We start from the raw sequence: 17,134 nt of genomic DNA, 5'->3' as shown, positions 1-17,134 counted from the left end.
AGGGCGTTACGACTTTCGTCGTCGCTTGGGGGTGCCGCGCAAACGATGCGGTTCGGTCGTAGGCAAGCCCGCATCGAGGCGAATGAGCTGATCGATCATTCCCTGTGTATCGCTGGCGGTTCGCGAGAGTCGCTCCAGCCATAGCGATCTGCCGAGTCCTAGACTATCGAACACATCCGTTCCTAAGCAGCCCAGCACCGAGGAAGCCACTTCCCGGTTCAGATCGGCGTGAAACGTGGGCTGCGTGAGCGTTTGAAACGAAGCGCGCGTCGCCGCTAGCGCCAAGCTCCAAGCAAATTCGTTCGACGACTGCGAGCAATCGAAGTCTTCCGAAAAGTCGATGGCTCGTTCAGGTTCGAACGCGAGCGGAGTGGGATCGCAATAGGCGGCCATCCGCCCCAGCAGCATGTCGGTCCAGCGTTCGATGCGGCGGCGAAAGCGATTGCAATCGACGGCCCGTTTCAAGTCGATGCCTTCCCCGGTCACCATCCATTGCAGGGCGCAGTTTCGGGCTTCCAAGTGCCCGAGCAGAATACTATGGGCAATCGGTTCCAGCTCGACGTGTCCCGAGGCTCGATCGTGTCCGGCGCACATCGCCGTGAACACGCGCGTGAGCAACTCGCTGGCCAGCACTTCGTAGACGACTTCCGACAGTCGTGTGGTCGAACGCACTCCCGAAGTCGAACCGCGGAACAGCCGATACCAGCGTTCCTGACGGGACTTCGAGGCCGACCAGTATTGCTCGATGGCTCCGTGCGGAATCCAGGCTCGGCACTCGATGAAAACGGGCGCATGAGTCGCCGCAACAGCGCCGATTTCGAGAAGATCGCCCAGATTCATGCCGAACTTTCAGTAACGACCCCGCCGGCAGGTCACCAGAAAAACTCACCGCGGGCAGGCGCGGTGCGAGGAGCTTCTGCCGATGTGGAGCCCGAGGGGACGTGGGCTCTGCATGGGCAGAAGTCATTTCAATAGCCATTGCAATCGGAATGCCGCGACAATTGTTGTTCACCGAATCAGCAGGCAAACGCTTACGCAGACGTGAATTAGACAAATTCGGATCGATTTCGCACGCCGGGAACATGTTGCCTTTTTGCAACGTCCGACCTTTCGCTGCTACACTCGAACGAGCGTGGGACAGATTGTCGGGCGATTCAAACGAAGGAACGAGTGACCAAACATGCGGATTGGAATTGTCAGCGATACCCATGCTCATTTGCAGAATGCTCAGGCCGCGGCGCGAATGCTGCAATCGCTGGAAGTGGAAGCCGTTTTGCATTGCGGTGATATTGGTTCGCCGGCCATTCCGGGGGCCTTCTCGCTCTGGCCCACGCACTATGTCGTGGGGAACGTTGACCACGGTGAGGAGGACGCGCTGTCGGCAGCTGTGACGGCTGCTGGGGGAAGGTTTCACGGCGCGTTTGCCGACTTCATGCTGAACGGGCGTCGAATCGCCCTGTTGCACAGCGACGATGCCCGGCGCTTTCGCCGGGTGACGACCGGCAACGAGTACGACCTGGTTTGCTATGGTCACTCGCACATCGCCGAGCAGCATCTCGACGGGCGCACGCTGGTCCTCAATCCCGGCGCGCTGTATCGCGCCAATCCACACCAGATTGCCGTCGTCGATCTGACCAAGCTGGAAGCCATGCACTTCAAGCTATAAACCAGGTACGATCGGCCTAAAGATACTCGCGCCAGCCCCGCTGCTCGAGTTCTTTCACGACTTCGCGAATGGCTTCTTCCTCGCTCTTATGGGCGACCAACGTCGCATCGGGAGTATGCACGACGACGCAGTCTTGCATCCCCAATGTAACGAGCAAGTGATCGTCCGTTCCCCGCACGATCGAGCCCGTGGTGCGAATGCCTACGTGCCTGGCTTGAATCGTGTTTCCCTGGGCGTCGCTGCCGGAAGTGCGGGCAATCGCCTGCCAACTGCCGACATCGTCCCAAGTGAAGGACGCCTTCAGCACCACGATGTTCGGATAGTGCTCCATCACGGCAAAGTCGATGCTCTTGCCGCGAATCTCGGTGAACTCGCGATCGAACACCGCGTTAAAGTTGGGCTGACCCCAGGCCGAAGCAATTGTTTGCAAGTGTGCCATCATCTGCGGCTCAAACTTCGTCAGCGCGTCGACAATCGTCTTTGCTTTCCACACAAAGATGCCGCTGTTCCAAAAGAAGTTGCCAGCTGCCAGATATTGTTCGGCCACGCTGCGAGCCGGCTTCTCGCGGAAACGCGTCGCGCGATAGGCGCTGGCACTATCGACCACAGCACCTTTGCCCGTGCCAAGTGGCAGCGGATCGCCACACTCGATGTACCCAAAGATTTCAGCAGCGTAGGTGGGACGGATGCCAAAGGTTACGATCCGCGCCGGTTCTTGCTCGACCAACTCCACGGCTTGTTTCAGCGCAGCCTGAAATGCCGCCGTGGGCTGGATGAGATGATCGGCGGGCATCACAGCCATTGTGGCGTTGGGGTCGTTCTGACTCACCAGCAAGGCCGCGAGACCCACGCAGGGAGCGGTATCGCGCTTGCAGGGTTCACCGAGAATGCGCGAACTCGCCAGTTGCGGCAATTGTTCGCCCATCGGCTGCACGAGTCGTTGGTTCGTAACGATGAGCAGTCGCTCGGGTGAAACGAGGCCGTCCAAGCGCGCGACGGTTTGTTGAATCATCGTTTGCGCGCCGACGAGCGCCAGTAATTGCTTGGGAGTCGTCGTCCGGCTGAGAGGCCAGAAGCGAGTTCCCGCGCCGCCCGCCATGATGACCGCATGAAGCATGAGCGTCAGTCCTTAACGCGATGGTTCGCGAACCACTGTCGGGCCCGCTGGAGAAAAGTAGGTTGGCTGTTCGATGCTTGTTCCTGGCGGCAGCTTCGCGGCAATCTCCGCAGGCGAAGCTGCAAACAGCGGATTAATTTCGACCGGCACATCATCGGCAATCTGCACCCCGGCCGCCCGCAGCCAGCGCCGATGCAGGGCCATCATCGCTTGCCTGGCCAGCGGCGCATTGTCAGTCGGTTCACGATCTGCGTTCTTCACGGGCGCAAAGGCATCGGCCGGATCTGCTTCGACCACCAGGGCATTGTTTGCCGAATTGAGCAAGTCGAAAATGAACCGCTCGAAGCGATAGGCATTTGGTTTGTCGGGCTCGATGCGCTTGCCGCTTTCGTCGATATGCGGCGTCTTTTTGTGAGCCACATGAAACGGCAAAGCATCGTCGGCAACTGCCGAGCGCTGCAGGAAGGCGACATCGAGCACATGCACGGCCAGGTTGCCTGCCCAGAACTTCAGCGAACCATCCGGCAACGTTTGCTTGGCGAATTCATCGGGCAGATCGCTATATTCGATCATCAGCACGCGATTATCGGCCGCCACAAGATTCCCAACGCGCTCGAGTGCATGCCGCTTCTTCACCACCTGCGTCGTCATTTCCGAACCAGCGAGCCGGTGGCTGCCGAGCAAGAGTGGGTCGCAGACCTGCAACAGTGGATTGTCGATTTGTCCGTAGAAGAGGACGCTCAAGCCCCGCTGCTGGCAATCGGCCAGGGCACCACTCTTCTCAAAGGCCTTGAGCATTCCACCGTGACCGTCCGGGGCAAGGACCAGTTCACTGGGAGAGGCCAGCAGAATCCGTTGCCACTGGTCATCGACGGCCCACATCGTGGCCTGGCAGAAGTAATGCAAATCGTCGGCGGGCAGGCCAAAGTTATCGTGCGCGGCGAGAAACTCGCGTGTCTTTCGGTCCGTCGCGGGACTAGTCATCACATACAGTGGGATCTTGGCCTCGTACCGCTCGCGAACTGCTAACAGCTGTTCAATCAGCACTTGAAACATCGGCCGCTGAGAGAGTGGGCCAATGGGAAACATCCCCTTGGGCTCATCAAAGCCCAATCTGGTTCCGAGGCCGCCCGCGACGAGAATCATGCCGACCTGGCCGTCACGGAGCAACTGCTGGCCGCGCTCAATCGCCGCCTCTTTCGTGAAGGGTACTCCGCTCCCATCGAGTCGCATTGCCGGGGGGGATGTAGCGCGAGCAGCGAGGGCCGCCCAATGTGCGCGAGGATCGTCCGTTTTCTCGCGTTCGGCCGCGCTAACGCCGCCATACTTTTTTTTGAGCTGGGTGAAGGTTGCTAGATCGAGCGCGGCGATCTGCTCGGCCAACTTCGCTTGCTCAGAGGGGGGCAATTGAGACCAGAATTGCAATAAATGTTCTTGGCCGGCAGGCCGTAACTTATCCAGCAGCAGATCTCGCTTCGCGTCGCTCGTCATCAGTCCCCTCGAAACAGCCAACCTTGAACCCAGGCATACGCCAGCCAACTCAACAGCGGGAACAGTACAAAAATCGCGCCATACGTGAACACGGTCGTCCAAAAATGTCGCGGCCAACGTGCCATATCAGTTCACTTGCCTCAAATCCCAGCTTCGGATGCGGTCCTGTCATGCTGTCAGTCCGCTCCCCAGCAATCATAAAGGTTCCGCTAAATTAGAGGTATCCCGCTTGTACACTGTGCCGCGCTGCTCTTTTCGCTGCGAAGTAAACCCCATGAAACTGCCACTCTTGGTATTGCTGGCCACGCTCGTCTCACTCGCGCCCACGAAACTGATCGCCGACGAAAGGCCTGCGGTCGAGGCACCGCTGGCGTCGCTGGAGCTCACGGCGGGCACCAGCCTGGTCTTTGCCGAACCAGCAGCCGCGCGCGAAGTCCTGTTGGCCGACGACGACTATTCCCGCCGACTCAGCCGCTTCGACCTCCAAGCTCGTCTGCAGACCGACCGCGCGGTAACCAAGGACGATTGGAAAAAACTGGTCACTGAGCAAGTCGTGGATTGGACGCCCGTCGAACGCGAAAAAATCAGCAAGGTAGTCGAGTCGCTGCGGCCTAAGTTGGCCCCCTATCGCTTGCGCCTGCCGAAGGAAGTACTCCTCATCCGCACGACCGGCAAAGAAGAAGGAGAAGCCGCCTATACGCGTGGCAATTCCATCATCTTGCCTTCGAAGGTGTTGCGTTATCCGTCGCCCCAGTTCGACGCCTTAATTCTGCACGAGTTGTTTCATGTCCTCAGCCGGCATGATGCAGCCACTCGTCACGCGCTCTACAAAATTGTCGGCTTCACGGTGCGCGACGAAATCGAGATCCCCGCTTCGCTTGAAGAACGCCGCATCACAAATCCCGATGCGCCGCGCCTCGACTCGTTCATTGAACTCAAAAACGACGAGCAACAAGTGACTGCGGTCCCCATCATCTATGCGACGCCAAAAGACTACGACGCCAAGATCGGAGGCACCTTTTTTCGCTACGTGACCTTCAAACTGCTTGTGGTCGACAAGGTCGACGGCAAATGGCAACCACGCCTGAGAGGCGATCAGCCCGTAGTGCTCGATCCCGCAAAGGTCACAAGTTTTCATGACCAGATCGGCAAGAATACCAACTACATCATTCACCCCGACGAGATTCTGGCCGATAACTTTGTCCACCTCATTCAACGCATCCCGAATCTGGCGACGCCGCGAATCGTCGAGCAGATGGCGGATGTGTTGAAACCGTAGTTACGGTTTCGTCGGCGGCGAGGCGACTTCAATCCCTAGCAATTGCCGCTGCTGGGTGAGACGCCAGGCATGATCTCTTGCGGGGCCGGTGACGCCCGTTACATCCACTCCGCGCTGCGGCAGTGAGGCGAGGACGCGCTCGAAGTAGTCCTGCATGGGTGGGCCGCGCAATTTGCGATTGTTGCCGTGCGCGATGGGTGCAGAGAATTCCACAATCGGATGCTCGTCGGTGTTGAGCTTTGCGCCGCGCACCGGGTGCCAATCGCCAATGTAGTAGGAGAGGATCGCTTGCTCGTCAGCCAGCAGCGTATCGTGTTCGCCCGTATGCGGATTGTGTTCCAGCCAGCCTTGGGCGGCAGCTGTCTGAGCAAACACAATTGGTTTCTCGGTGCCGATCAAACCGAGCACCGGGCTATTGGTGTTCGGCCTGACCCACCAAAGCGTGACGTTGGGAAAGACGCTCGCCATGCTGTTGGCAATCGCTTCGAAGTCGGCGGGGCCCATTTGATACAGCGCCAGCCATTGGCAAAACAGCCCGCCGGGCCGAAGTGACCGCTGGCTTGCGCGATAGTGCTCGACGGTATAGAGATAGCCGGTGTGACTCTCCCACGGTACGAACAGATCTGACACAATCACATCGAACTGCCGGCCACTGCCACTGAGAAAGCGGCGGGCATCGTTCACTTGAATTTCGACGCGCGGCGCATCAATGAGGCCTCGATTCGTCTCGCTCAAATACCGCGCGGCGAGCACCGCTTCGGGAATCAGTTCCACCACGACGATGCTTTTGAGTTCCTCATGTGGAACCGCCGCCGCAGCCGTTTGTCCCGTTCCCAGGCCGAGAAAGGCTACATCTTGGGCTTTGCCATGCAGCAGCAGCGGCAAATGTCCCTGACGATAGTCCCGCTGCACACTCGTCCGGCTGTTACCAAAGCCATAATGCAGATTTTGCCGAGTCGTGCGCGATGAGAACCCACGGCTGTCGGTGAACTCAATCGCATCGATCCAGCCATAAGCGCTTTCCCACCGCTGCAGTAGTGTTTCGCCCGGTTCCAAGGTGTTCACTTTGCGCATCGTGCTCCAATTGAACTCCAGCGCCACTGTCGCCACGATGGCGAAGGCCAGCGCCTGCGAAATCGCACCGCGACCGATTAGCATGCCGAAGCAGAGGAGCAGATAGAGCGCCGTCAGCGCAATGAAACTGCCCCACAATCCCAGCAGCGGCAATAAAAAACTCGCAGTAAGCGAACCGAGTGCGCCGGCAATAGTGCTCACAGCAGTGAGTCCGGCAATTTGCGATTCACGTGCGACCTTTGGCTCGATGGCCCGCCAGGCCAACGGCAAGATCATGCCCAGTGCGGTAATCGGCGGCAGTACGACCCAAAACACCAGCTTGAAAGCGGCGAGTAGGTAAGTTTCGAACGAGGTGCCTTCACTGAAGTATTGAAAATTAGTCCAGCGCTTGAAGATGGCAATCGACAGCATGATGCCAACCGCACCGAGTCCGCACGACCAGGCAGCCAACGTCGCCGGCGCAAGACGGTTCCCTAGGAAGCCGATGATTGTGGACCCCAATGCCAGGGCTAACAAGAACACAGTGACAACCGCACCGAATGTATACGTGCTGTTGTGAAACACGAGCGAAAAAAGTCGCATGTAGAGGACTTCGAGCGCGAGAATCGAAAATCCCGAGAAGCCCACCAACAGCCACCACCGTAGCGGAATCGTTTCCGACAGATCTGCCGTGCGGATCATCACTTTGCCAGGATCGCCCACCAAATCCTGCGAGTCGATATTCTCCCTACCGCTTTCGGTTTGCCCAGCGAACCCCACCAGAATCGCAAGGAGTCCGCACGCGATCGAAACCCCCGCGGCGAGATAGCTGGACAAAGTGACACCCACATTCACGAGCAGAAAGGCCGTCGCCAGTACAGAGCCGAGCATGGCTCCAGCAGTGTTCGTCGCGTAGCCCCAACTAAGCCACTGCGGCGCGGGCGCGTTGCGCGGCGATAAGAACGCAGCCATCAAAGGCCAGGTCGCTCCCAGCGAAACAGTGGCCGGCAGGAGAACGAGGAAACTAAAAATCACCCGCAGCGCTACGTAGCTACTCAGCGGCCCCGGCTCCAGCGAGCCGATCACCGTGGTCGCCGCGGCGTGCAGCAGGAACGGAACGATTAGTGTCCAAGTTCCGGCCACAATTTCCAGAATGCCGTAGGCCATCAATGGCTGCCACTGTCCGCGATACCTGCCCGCAAGCCAATAGCCGATGGCCATGCCGCCCAGAAAACTCGAGAGCACCAGCGCCGATGTATAGACCGTATGCCCGAACACGTTGCCGAATTGCCGGGACCACGAAATCTCATAGATCATGCCCGCAGCGCCCGACGCCAAGAAAATCAGCGTTGCTAGAATGCGCAAAAATAAAAAGCGGGCTGCAGGAGTCATGCGAGGAGCAAACGTCTGGGACTGCCGGCGGACACAATCGAGCGAGGAGGATTACTGTAACTCGGCTCGCTGGGTCATGTCAGGCGTGGCCCCGACTGCTACTCAGTCCTCAGCCACAAACGGCAGCGATGGGGTTGCCGCCGAGGACGAGCGGTACGGGTTGGCCGGCAGGCGTTTGATAGATCTTGTGGGGATTAATCCCCAAGAGTGTGTAGATGGTGCAGGCAAAGTCAGCAGGGGAATGGCTCTTGTCGATGACGTGAGCTCCGTCGCGGTCGGTGGCACCGTAAATGAGACCAGCAGGTACGCCGCCGCCGGCGAGGACTATGCTCATCGCCTTGGCCCAGTGATCGCGACCGGCTTGCTTGTTGATGGTCGGTGTGCGACCGAATTCGCCAAACATCATCACCAGCGTATCGTCGAGCAGTTCGTGCTCGGCCAGATCATCGAGCAAAGCACTTACGGCCTGGTCCACTACCGGCAAATTGGTTCGCAGGCGTTTGAAGTTGTCGGCATGTGTGTCCCAACCGACAGGCTCGTTAATGGTGACAAACCGGACACCCGATTGAATCAGCCGCCGCGCGAGGAGCAGCCGCTGGCCGAGCTTATTGCGGCCAAAGCGATCACGTTTCTCGGCCGACTCTTCGTCCATGCGGAACGCGCCGCTGGTCTTGGGCGAGAGGATGATCTGGTGCGCGTCTTCATAGAATTTACTCTGCGCGCGGAGTAGATCGGGGCGCTCGACCAGCCGCTCGAACGAGTGCTCCGTGTCTTTCAGCAACTGGCGACGACGTTCAAAGCGTGCCGCATCGATGCCCGGCGGCATCGACATCGACCGGGCTTTGAATTCGCTGTCATTCGGGTCGGCTTGCAGGGCGAACGATTGCCAGGCCGAACCGAGAAAGCCAGCGCCGGGCCCTTCGCTCGGTTCGACGGGAATGGCGACCGACGTGGGAGTGCCGACCACTTCGGCCAGTTCGCGCTTCGCGACAGCCGACCAGGTGGGAAACTTGTGGGCACTGCTCGGGGCATTGCCGCTGCCAAGCATAAACATGCTGGCGGGATTGTGATCGGGAATGTGATGATTCACGCCGCGCAGAATGCAGAGGCGATGAATCTGTTGCGACAGGAGCGGCATCAGTTCGCAGACCTGGTAGCCCGGCAGATTCGTGGCAATCGGTTTGAACTCACCCCGGATTTCGGCGGGCGAATCGGGCTTCATGTCCCACATGTCTTGATGCGGCGGCCCACCCTGTTGCCAGATGAAGATTACGTTCTTGGCCTTGGGGGCTGCCTTGCCCGCGTCTTGTTCCGCCCGCAGCAAGTTAGGCAATGTGAGTCCCGAGAGACCCAATGCGCCCAGTTGCAGCACATCGCGGCGGGTGAAGTTTCGGCAGCCCTTGAGGAGTGACATCGTATGTTCCGCAGTTAGTGCGTGACCAGAAATTCTTGCCGATTCAGCAGCGACCAAAACAAATCTTCGAAACCTTCGGCTCGCGAGCTGACGCCCGAGAGGTACTTCGTCGCTTGCTCGCGCTCTAGGGAGGTCGCCACGCGCGCGAGCGTGAGCAAGTACAACTCGTCGAGCAGAGCGTTGTTGTCGCTCACGTCTTTCAGCAGTTTGCTCAAGCGCCCTTCGGGAGCGGTGATTTTTTCGATTAGCGCCGTGTCGTTATAGAAGTACATCGACTGGCTCAAGTTCGGCATCGACGAGCGTTCGCAATCGCAACTTTGGGTCCGCTGGGGCTTGTCGAAGATTCGCAGCACGTAAGTATCGTCACCACGTGGACGGCTGAGGGGCATCTCGATCGCGCGGGTAACCGTGCGATTGTCTTTGGGCCCGCCATACACCAGCAGGTCCATCTTCAGGGGAGTTGCCGTGATATCTGCGAGCGCGTCGAGCACAGTTTCGGCTGACATGCGCCGCAGTACGCGATGCGAGAAGTTTCGTTCGTCATCGTGGTTGGTCGTGTTGGTCGCCCAATCGCGCTGATAGGTGCGAGTGTTTAGAATGCGGCGATGGAGTTTGCGCAGGTCATAACCGCTGCTGACAAACTCGCGGGTCAGTTCGTCCATCACCGCAGGATGCGACGGGGGATTGGCAGCAGCCAGCGCATCGGCAGGTTCGATCAGGCCGCGGCCAAAATAATGAGCCCAGACGCGATTAACCATTGCCTTGGCGAAGTACGGATTCTCTGGCGAGACCATCCACTTCCAAACTTCCGCGCGGGGATCGATGCCCGGCTTGATTTCAATGACAGGACCATCCAGGGGGCGCGGCGGCAACACTTCTCCGGTGCGGGGATCGAGAAATTCTTCCAGCGGTTTCTCGCTCACAAACACGCCGTTGATGTAGTTCAACTTCTTGTCGCGCATTTCCTGCGAAACGCCGCGGCCGACGTACGAGAACGCTGCCGTAAAACTGAGGAAGTCTTGTTGCGACCAGCGATCGTGCGGATGCTTGTGGCACTCGGCACATTCAAGCCTGACGCCCAGAAAAGCGGTCGCCACATGCTGGGCGAGAGGTCGGGCATCCATTTGCCCCTTCCGCTCGCCGGCTTGCACGCGGAACTTCAGGTTAAAAGTAAAGTCTTCAAGCGTGTTACGTGTGGCGGGACCACAACGAAACGGAAGGTCGGTGAGTTCAGCCAGCACTGGCTCGACCTTTATTCCTGCTTTCTGAGCTTCTGCCTGTTTCTTGCGCGCTTCGGTGCGGCGATTGTTATCGGCAATCAATTCGGCGTCACTGCGACCATCGGCCACGGTCCCTGTGATGGCGCCACGCACAATTTGATCCCAGGGAACATTGCGATCGAAGCGATTCCGCATCCAGTCGTAAATGCGATAGACCGATTCATCGTACATCGTACGATTGTCGGCCCCCATCGCGTCGCACAACTTGTTCGCCCAGACAGCCGAATAGAGCGGGTCGAGCAAGAGCTGGTCGATCACGCGGGCTCGCTTGTCGGGTGCTGCGTCGGCAACGAATTCGCGCACTTCAGCGGGGGTCGGCAAGCGGCCCACGACATCGAGATAGACTCGCCGCAGAAAGTCGTTGTCGCTGCACAGTTCGGCAGGGAGGATATTCAGCTGCCGCAACTTGCCCGCGACGAGTTGATCGACCGCATCGCTCAGCGGTTCATCGGGAAACGTTGCATTTTTTGGCAATTCGCCCGGCGAGAGGACCGGCACAAAGGCGATCTGCCCAGCGAAGTGCGCCAGAATATTGGTATCGCCGACACGCAGGGTGGTCACGCGACCATCGCTGGCGACATTCGCGGTGCCGCTGTCGAGCGTTTCGTACCGGGCATAAGCAGAGACATCGCGCTCGCTGTTGTCACTAAAGCGGGCGAAGACCTTCAAGGGTTCCGAGGGCACGCTCTTCTTGGCGACAAGTTGCGCGGGTTCGATGCGGATGCTCTTCAGTTGTGGCGAGTCTGCTGCGTCGTGATTCGCGCCAGCTTTGATCCAGGCTTCGAGCAGGGCATATTCTGGGCTGTCGACGGCCAGGCGAACACCACCGCCATGCGGAACCTTGCCCGTCGGCTTTTGGAGGAGCAGACTCTGCCGCGGATGGTTGAGATCGAGTCGGCGGCCGAATGCGCCGCGCACTTCGAGAAAGTCATCCTCCGGCACAGCTGCGAAGAGGGATAAGCGAAAATTTCCCTTGCCTGAGAACGAGCCGTGACATTCCCCCGCACTGCACCCCAGTTTATAGAACGTCGGCACAACGTCGTAAGCAAACGACGGCGATTGCGAGTCGGCAGCTTGCGCCACCTGGCCCAGCAATAACAACAGGCCGAGGGTTGGCAGTGGCAGGCGAAACATAGGTACTCCGCAGGCAGGGTACGGCGGTGTTTTGACGCCGGTTCCTTGAGAACAGTGCTTTGACGGCGGGCGAGACAGGCGGCGAGTGAATTGGTAGGGGGTCCTGCATGGTAACGCCTGCCAGCGACGAATGCCAATATTGAAGCGAGGTTTTTACGTGATGATGAACCCTCAAGTCGCGACATTCTGCCGCAGTGCCCACTTTTCCGTGGGCTCTGCCGCTTCACCCGCACCCGATTCCCCCGCTATACTGCCAGCATCGCACAAATCTGGGCGACCTGGTCGCGAAGTAGGGCCCGCGACCTGGGCACCCGGCAAGCTGTCCTCCGTAGGCAGTCTTCGAGTAAGCACGCGCAACCAGAGTGAGGGGACGAAAGGAAATCGCATGGCAGAAGGTGCCAAGGGGATTGAGGGGACAACGTCAGCCGAATCGGCCCGTCTCCAGTTAGCTGGAAAAGAATACGAATTACCAGTAGTAGTCGGCAGCGAAGACGAGCGAGGCGTTGACGTCTCGAAGCTGCTGGCAACGACCGGACATATCACGCTAGATGATGGCTACGCCAATACTGGCTCTTGCACGTCGTCGGTCACGTTTTTGGATGGCGACAACGGAATTCTCCGCTACCGCGGTTATCCGATCGAAGAACTCGCCGCCGGTTGCGACTTTATCGAAGTCGCTCACCTGCTCATTTACGGCGAATTGCCGAATGCCAAGCAACTGGAAGATTTTAAGAATTCCATTCGCCGGCACACGATGATCCACGAAGAAATGCGGGCCTTTTACAACGGCTTCCCGCGTGACGCTCATCCGATGGCGATTCTGTCGTCGGTGGTGAGTGCCCTCTCGACCTTCTACCAGGATTCGCTCGACCCGATCGATCCCCGCCAGGTGGAAGTTTCGATTCATCGCCTGCTCGCTAAGCTGCCAACGATTGCTGCCTACAGCTACAAAAAGTCTGCCGGCCAACCGTTCATCTATCCGCAGAACGATTTAAGTTACTGCGAGAACTTCTTGCAGATGATGTTTGCGGTTCCTTGCGAGCCCTATGAGATCGATGCCGATGCGGTCGCCGCGCTCAACTTGCTGCTGATCGTGCATGCCGACCACGAACAAAACTGCAGCACGTCGACCGTCCGCATGGTCGGCTCGTCGAACGCCAACCTGTTCGCCTCGATTTCGGCCGGCATCAGCGCCCTCTGGGGCCCGCTGCATGGCGGTGCCAACGAAGCCGTCGTGCTGATGCTCGAGCGAATCATTCAAGAAGGTGGCGACGTCAGCAAGTTTGTGAACATGGCGAAAGACAAGAAGAGCAATTTCCGCCTGATGGGCTTCGGCCATCGCGTTTACAAAAACTTCGACCCACGCTGCAAAATCATCAAGCAGGCTTGCGACAAGCTGCTGGCCAAATTGTCGGTGAGCGATCCGCTGTTCGATGTGGCTCAACAACTCGAGCAGGTCGCTCTTAGCGACGAATATTTCATCGAACGCAAGCTTTATCCCAACGTGGATTTTTACTCTGGCGTGATCTATCGCGCGCTGGGCATTCCGGTGCAGATGTTCACGGTCTTGTTTGCGATGGGCCGCTTGCCGGGCTGGATCGCTCACTGGGTCGAAATGCACCGCAGCCCAACCAAGCGGATCTATCGCCCGCGTCAAATCTACACCGGTCCTACGCAGCGAAAGTTCCAACCAATCGAGAAGAGGTAAAAGCTGTCTTAACCCAATTGTGTGCGTAAGCTACGATTTGTTAAAGGCCGGCCCTTTACCCGCAACCTCTCCTCGGGGCACTGAGGAGAGGGAGCCATGATTTCCCTAGCTTCTAGTCCCTGATCTCCAACCCCTTTCCAGCCATGCCGATTGTCAAGTTTGTCAAAGAGAAGAAAGAGATCGAAGTACCGATGGGCGCGAACTTGCGCAACGAGGCCATCAAGGCCGGCGTCAACCTGAATCAAGGTTTGAATGGCGTTGGTGCTGGCGTGAACCGTATTCTTAACTGTGCGGGAAAGGGTGTTTGCGGCACGTGTCGCGTGCTGATCACCGAGGGAATCGAAAACACAAACAAGCTGACGATGTCCGAATGGGTCCGGTTCAAGACGGTCCTGATTCCGGATCCAATTCCAACGCTCGCTTATGTAGGTCACGAGGATGAAATGCGGCTGGCGTGCTGCACGGTCGTTCAAGGCGACATCACGGTCGCCAGCGGACCGGAAATGAATCTGTTCGGCGAGAACTTTTTTAGCTAAGCCGGCTGGAAGTGGCCATCTTGAAGTAGCCCGAAGCGTCAGCGAGGGGATGGTTCAAGACGACGATCACGGCCGGGTATTCGTGCCAAGCTGTTCTTGAACAGGCTCAAACGAAGATGCGAAACTCGTCGCGTTGAAGACGAACCCGTAACGAACTAGCTCCCTCGCTGACGCGTCGGGCTACTGGGCGCAGCACGAGCCATGAAACAAGTGGTGGCCATCGTTAAGCCGCATCTGGCCGAGGGGCTGGTCGAAGCGTTGTTGCGAGCACCGGTCGAAGCATTGACCGTGCGCGAAGTTCGCGGCTATGGCCGGCAAAAGGACTATTTGAATCAATACGGCGAGACGGAGTACGCCCTCGCATTTCTGCCCAAACTCGAAATCGAAGTGTGGGTCGACGATTCCCGGCTGGAAGAAGTTGTCCAGCTGATTCAAGAGAAGGCATCCACCGGTCGCCTGGGTGATGGCAAGATTCTCATCTTGCCAGTCACCACGTTCAAGCCTGTAACGGATGCCAAGGCCTAGCGGCAACTCAGCAAAGAACTAATCTACGGGACCACGATCGCGATAGTCAGCTTCGCTGAGCCAGGTGGCAACAGCAGTCTGTTGCCGCTTGATCTGAATGAGGATATCGGTCCCCTGTTTCTCAACCTTCTTCCGTTCGTCAGCGACCTTTGCTTCGTCGCTGAAGACAGTCGGTGCCCGCTCGGCTAGTTGGTGCAGGTCGCAACGAAATGCTTCGAGCGCGAGTAGCATCTTCTTCTCTTCTGCGACGAGTTGTTCAACTCGTGACATCAGTTCGCTGTCTGCCTTGACGATTTGCTTGTACTCCGCGTGCAGTACTTCGAGGAATGGCCGGATCTGTTCATCCAGTTCATCCGCGCCATCCTGCACCGTTGTCACCCAGCTGACGAGTTCCCCTGAGATTACTGGCGTGAGTAACGACCGCTCCAACTTTTCGACAACTTCTTTCAGTTGCGCCTCTTGTGGATTTTGGGTCATCATGTTGCAGCCTCCTTTATCGAGGATGCTCGGGCTCCGAATTCAGCCACATTGGCTGCTGACAGGCCAGAGATTTACCTTTACCTGCGAAAACAGGGCGTTTTCACAGGCTCGGGTCCGAGCAGTTGTGAACAGCCGATAGAGTGCAAGCGGTGTGCCGTTGAGGTTGCCGGTCGTTACAGTCCGCGCACGGATTACTTCTTCCCAATCAGCTTTTTCAGCTGCAACCAGGTGCGAGTGTTGGCCACATCTGTCTTGGTGAGGCCCGCGCGGCGGGCTTGCAGAATGCCGTATCGCAGGACATTCAAGCCTTCCGTACTGTGGGCATCGGTGTTGATAACGATGGGAATGCCATGTTGCTTCGCGGCGGCCAGGTGTACGTCGTTCAAGTCGAGGCGCATGGGGTTGGCATTGAGTTCGAGCAACTTGCCGTGTTCCTTGGCTGCTGCATAAACGGCATCGAGATCGACTTCGTAAGCTTCGCGACGATTGAGCAGTCGGCCGGTGGGATGGGCGACCATCGAGACGTATGGGTTAGCGATCGCGCCGAGAATGCGTTCGGTGATTTGCGCCCGCGGTTGCTTCTGCCCGTAATGCACACTCGCGATGACCCAATCGGCTTCGGCGAGTATATCGTCGGGTAAGTCCATGCCACCCTTCTCGAGAATGTCGCACTCGATTCCCTTAAGAATTCGAAATCCTGCGGGCTGATCCTTGTTGATCCGGTCGATCTCCTTCCACTGCTCCAGGCAGCGCGCGGGAGTTAGGCCGTTGGCCATCGAGACTCGCTGCGAATGGTCGGTGATCGCGATGTAAGACAAACCTCGCGCGCGGGCAGCCGCGGCCATTTCCTCGATCGAAGCGGTACCATCTGTGGCGTGCGTGTGCATGTGCAGATCGCCGCGAATGTCGTCGACAGTAATTAGCTCCGGCAATTCACCCGCAGCTGCCCAATCGAACTCTTTGCGAGCTTCGCGCATCTCGGGCGGGAACTCAGGAAGCCCGAGGGTGGCATACACATCGGCTTCGCTTGTACCGGCAACATACGTTTCCTTATCTCCCGTCACTTTGAACACGCCATATTCGTTGATCTTTAGCCCCTTGGCTTTTGCCATGCCACGGACGATTACGTTGTGCTCTTTGCTGCCCGTGAAATATTGCAGCGCCGCACCGAACGATTCTGCCGCCACGACACGCAGGTCGATTTGAAACCCTGAGTGCGTGCGGATGCTCATTTTCGTCTCGCCACGGGCAATGACGTCTTTCGTTTGCTCGAAGGCACCGAGGCGATCCATGGCAGCGGTCGGGTCAGCAGCGACGACGAGAATATCGAGATCACCGACTGTCTCTTTGCCACGGCGATAGCTGCCGCCGAACTCGAACTGCTCGACTCCGGGGCAATCCTTAAAGTGTTCCCGCAGCGAGTTGGCCAGCGTATCTGCTTCGGCCCACAGCAACCGCAAACTGGCCGTGGCGGCCAGCGTGATGCCCGCGAGAATCAGCTGTTCGGTCTTCTCTCCAAAGCCTTTCAAATCGCGCACCTTGTGCTCCTCGCAAGCCGCGCGCAGTTGGTCGAGCGTCGCAATGCCGAGTTGCTTGTGCAAGGCAGCGGCCTTCTTTGGGCCGACACCGGGAATGCGCAACAATGCCAGGACGCTTTGCGGCACCTGCTCTCGCAGTTCTTGCAGGAAAGGAAGGTCGCCGGTCATGACGAGTTGCACGATCTTCTCCGCCAGATCCTTTCCAATGCCATCGATCTCCGTCAGTTTCTGCTTCTCCTGAGTCGCGATCCACGCCAGCGACTCCGAGTAATCGCGCAGCGTGCGGGCGCTGTTTCGATAGGCTCGCACGCGGAATGGGTTCGCCGCCTGAAACTCCAGCAGGTCGGCGATCATGTCGAAAGCATCTGCGATTTGAGCGTTAGTCATGCGGGCGAACTCAGGGGAATGACAAATCGTTTGGCAAACCAGGCGTCTGGAAAGAATAGCGATAACGCCGCAGCTATTCACTATAGTGATTGTGCCTTGTCCTGCCATGCGTGTGCCTGCTTCTCTCGCCGAGG

13 protein-coding genes are annotated in these 17,134 nt (G+C 58.2%); 5 read left to right on the top strand and 8 right to left on the bottom strand.

Annotated elements, in window-relative coordinates:
- Nucleotides 1–6: 6 nt before the first annotated feature.
- The gene (locus tag ETAA8_RS33510) at nt 7–840 is read right to left on the bottom strand and encodes a hypothetical protein (RefSeq protein ID WP_145099610.1); all 834 of its coding nucleotides are present in this window, start codon (nt 838–840) and stop codon (nt 7–9) included.
- Between the two features lie 340 nt (nt 841–1,180).
- Here ETAA8_RS33510 and ETAA8_RS33505 point away from each other — a divergent pair, with 340 nt between their 5' ends.
- Nucleotides 1,181–1,666, top strand: coding sequence for a metallophosphoesterase family protein (locus ETAA8_RS33505; protein ID WP_145099607.1), 486 nt, complete (start codon nt 1,181–1,183; stop codon nt 1,664–1,666).
- Nucleotides 1,667–1,682: 16 nt separating this feature from the next.
- On the opposite strand, the gene ETAA8_RS33500 is transcribed toward ETAA8_RS33505, so the two are convergent.
- Both ETAA8_RS33500 and ETAA8_RS33495 read right to left on the bottom strand, forming a co-directional pair.
- Nucleotides 1,683–2,783: a mannose-1-phosphate guanylyltransferase gene (locus tag ETAA8_RS33500; protein WP_145099603.1), complete on the bottom strand. Its 1,101-nt coding sequence runs from the start codon at nt 2,781–2,783 to the stop codon at nt 1,683–1,685.
- Nucleotides 2,784–2,795: 12 nt separating this feature from the next.
- Nucleotides 2,796–4,274, bottom strand: coding sequence for a UTP--glucose-1-phosphate uridylyltransferase (locus tag ETAA8_RS33495; RefSeq protein ID WP_145099600.1), 1,479 nt, complete (start codon nt 4,272–4,274; stop codon nt 2,796–2,798).
- Nucleotides 4,275–4,548: 274 nt separating this feature from the next.
- Between ETAA8_RS33495 and ETAA8_RS33490 the strand changes: the two genes are divergently transcribed.
- The gene (locus ETAA8_RS33490; protein ID WP_145099597.1) at nt 4,549–5,553 is read left to right on the top strand and encodes a hypothetical protein; all 1,005 of its coding nucleotides are present in this window, start codon (nt 4,549–4,551) and stop codon (nt 5,551–5,553) included.
- On the opposite strand, the gene ETAA8_RS33485 is transcribed toward ETAA8_RS33490, so the two are convergent.
- The 3 genes from ETAA8_RS33485 to ETAA8_RS33475 form a co-directional block, all read right to left on the bottom strand.
- The gene (locus ETAA8_RS33485) at nt 5,554–7,923 is read right to left on the bottom strand and encodes a fused MFS/spermidine synthase (RefSeq protein WP_202921431.1); all 2,370 of its coding nucleotides are present in this window, start codon (nt 7,921–7,923) and stop codon (nt 5,554–5,556) included.
- Between the two features lie 184 nt (nt 7,924–8,107).
- Nucleotides 8,108–9,412 carry a DUF1501 domain-containing protein gene (locus ETAA8_RS33480; RefSeq protein WP_145099591.1) on the bottom strand — a complete coding sequence of 435 codons (1,305 nt, stop codon included), beginning with the start codon at nt 9,410–9,412 and terminating at the stop codon, nt 8,108–8,110.
- A 14-nt stretch (nt 9,413–9,426) separates the two neighbouring features.
- The gene (locus ETAA8_RS33475; RefSeq protein ID WP_145099588.1) at nt 9,427–11,826 is read right to left on the bottom strand and encodes a DUF1549 and DUF1553 domain-containing protein; all 2,400 of its coding nucleotides are present in this window, start codon (nt 11,824–11,826) and stop codon (nt 9,427–9,429) included.
- 385 nt (nt 11,827–12,211) lie between these two features.
- Here ETAA8_RS33475 and ETAA8_RS33470 point away from each other — a divergent pair, with 385 nt between their 5' ends.
- From ETAA8_RS33470 to ETAA8_RS33460, 3 genes are all read left to right on the top strand, one after another.
- A complete protein-coding gene (locus ETAA8_RS33470; RefSeq protein ID WP_145099585.1) occupies nt 12,212–13,534 on the top strand; it encodes a citrate synthase in 1,323 nt (440 codons plus the stop codon).
- A 143-nt stretch (nt 13,535–13,677) separates the two neighbouring features.
- Nucleotides 13,678–14,070: a 2Fe-2S iron-sulfur cluster-binding protein gene (locus ETAA8_RS33465; RefSeq protein ID WP_145099582.1), complete on the top strand. Its 393-nt coding sequence runs from the start codon at nt 13,678–13,680 to the stop codon at nt 14,068–14,070.
- Nucleotides 14,071–14,271: 201 nt separating this feature from the next.
- Nucleotides 14,272–14,595, top strand: a complete 324-nt coding sequence (locus tag ETAA8_RS33460) for a P-II family nitrogen regulator (protein ID WP_145099580.1) — start codon at nt 14,272–14,274, stop codon at nt 14,593–14,595.
- 18 nt (nt 14,596–14,613) lie between these two features.
- On the opposite strand, the gene ETAA8_RS33455 is transcribed toward ETAA8_RS33460, so the two are convergent.
- Nucleotides 14,614–15,075 carry a hypothetical protein gene (locus ETAA8_RS33455; RefSeq protein ID WP_145099577.1) on the bottom strand — a complete coding sequence of 154 codons (462 nt, stop codon included), beginning with the start codon at nt 15,073–15,075 and terminating at the stop codon, nt 14,614–14,616.
- A gap of 191 nt (nt 15,076–15,266) precedes the next feature.
- Nucleotides 15,267–17,000, bottom strand: coding sequence for a DNA polymerase/3'-5' exonuclease PolX (gene polX, locus ETAA8_RS33450; RefSeq protein ID WP_145099574.1), 1,734 nt, complete (start codon nt 16,998–17,000; stop codon nt 15,267–15,269).
- Nucleotides 17,001–17,134: the final 134 nt, after the last annotated feature.

This window comes from Anatilimnocola aggregata (assembly GCF_007747655.1).
Taxonomy (GTDB): domain Bacteria; phylum Planctomycetota; class Planctomycetia; order Pirellulales; family Pirellulaceae; genus Anatilimnocola; species Anatilimnocola aggregata.
This window is presented reverse-complemented; position numbering and strand designations above follow the sequence as displayed.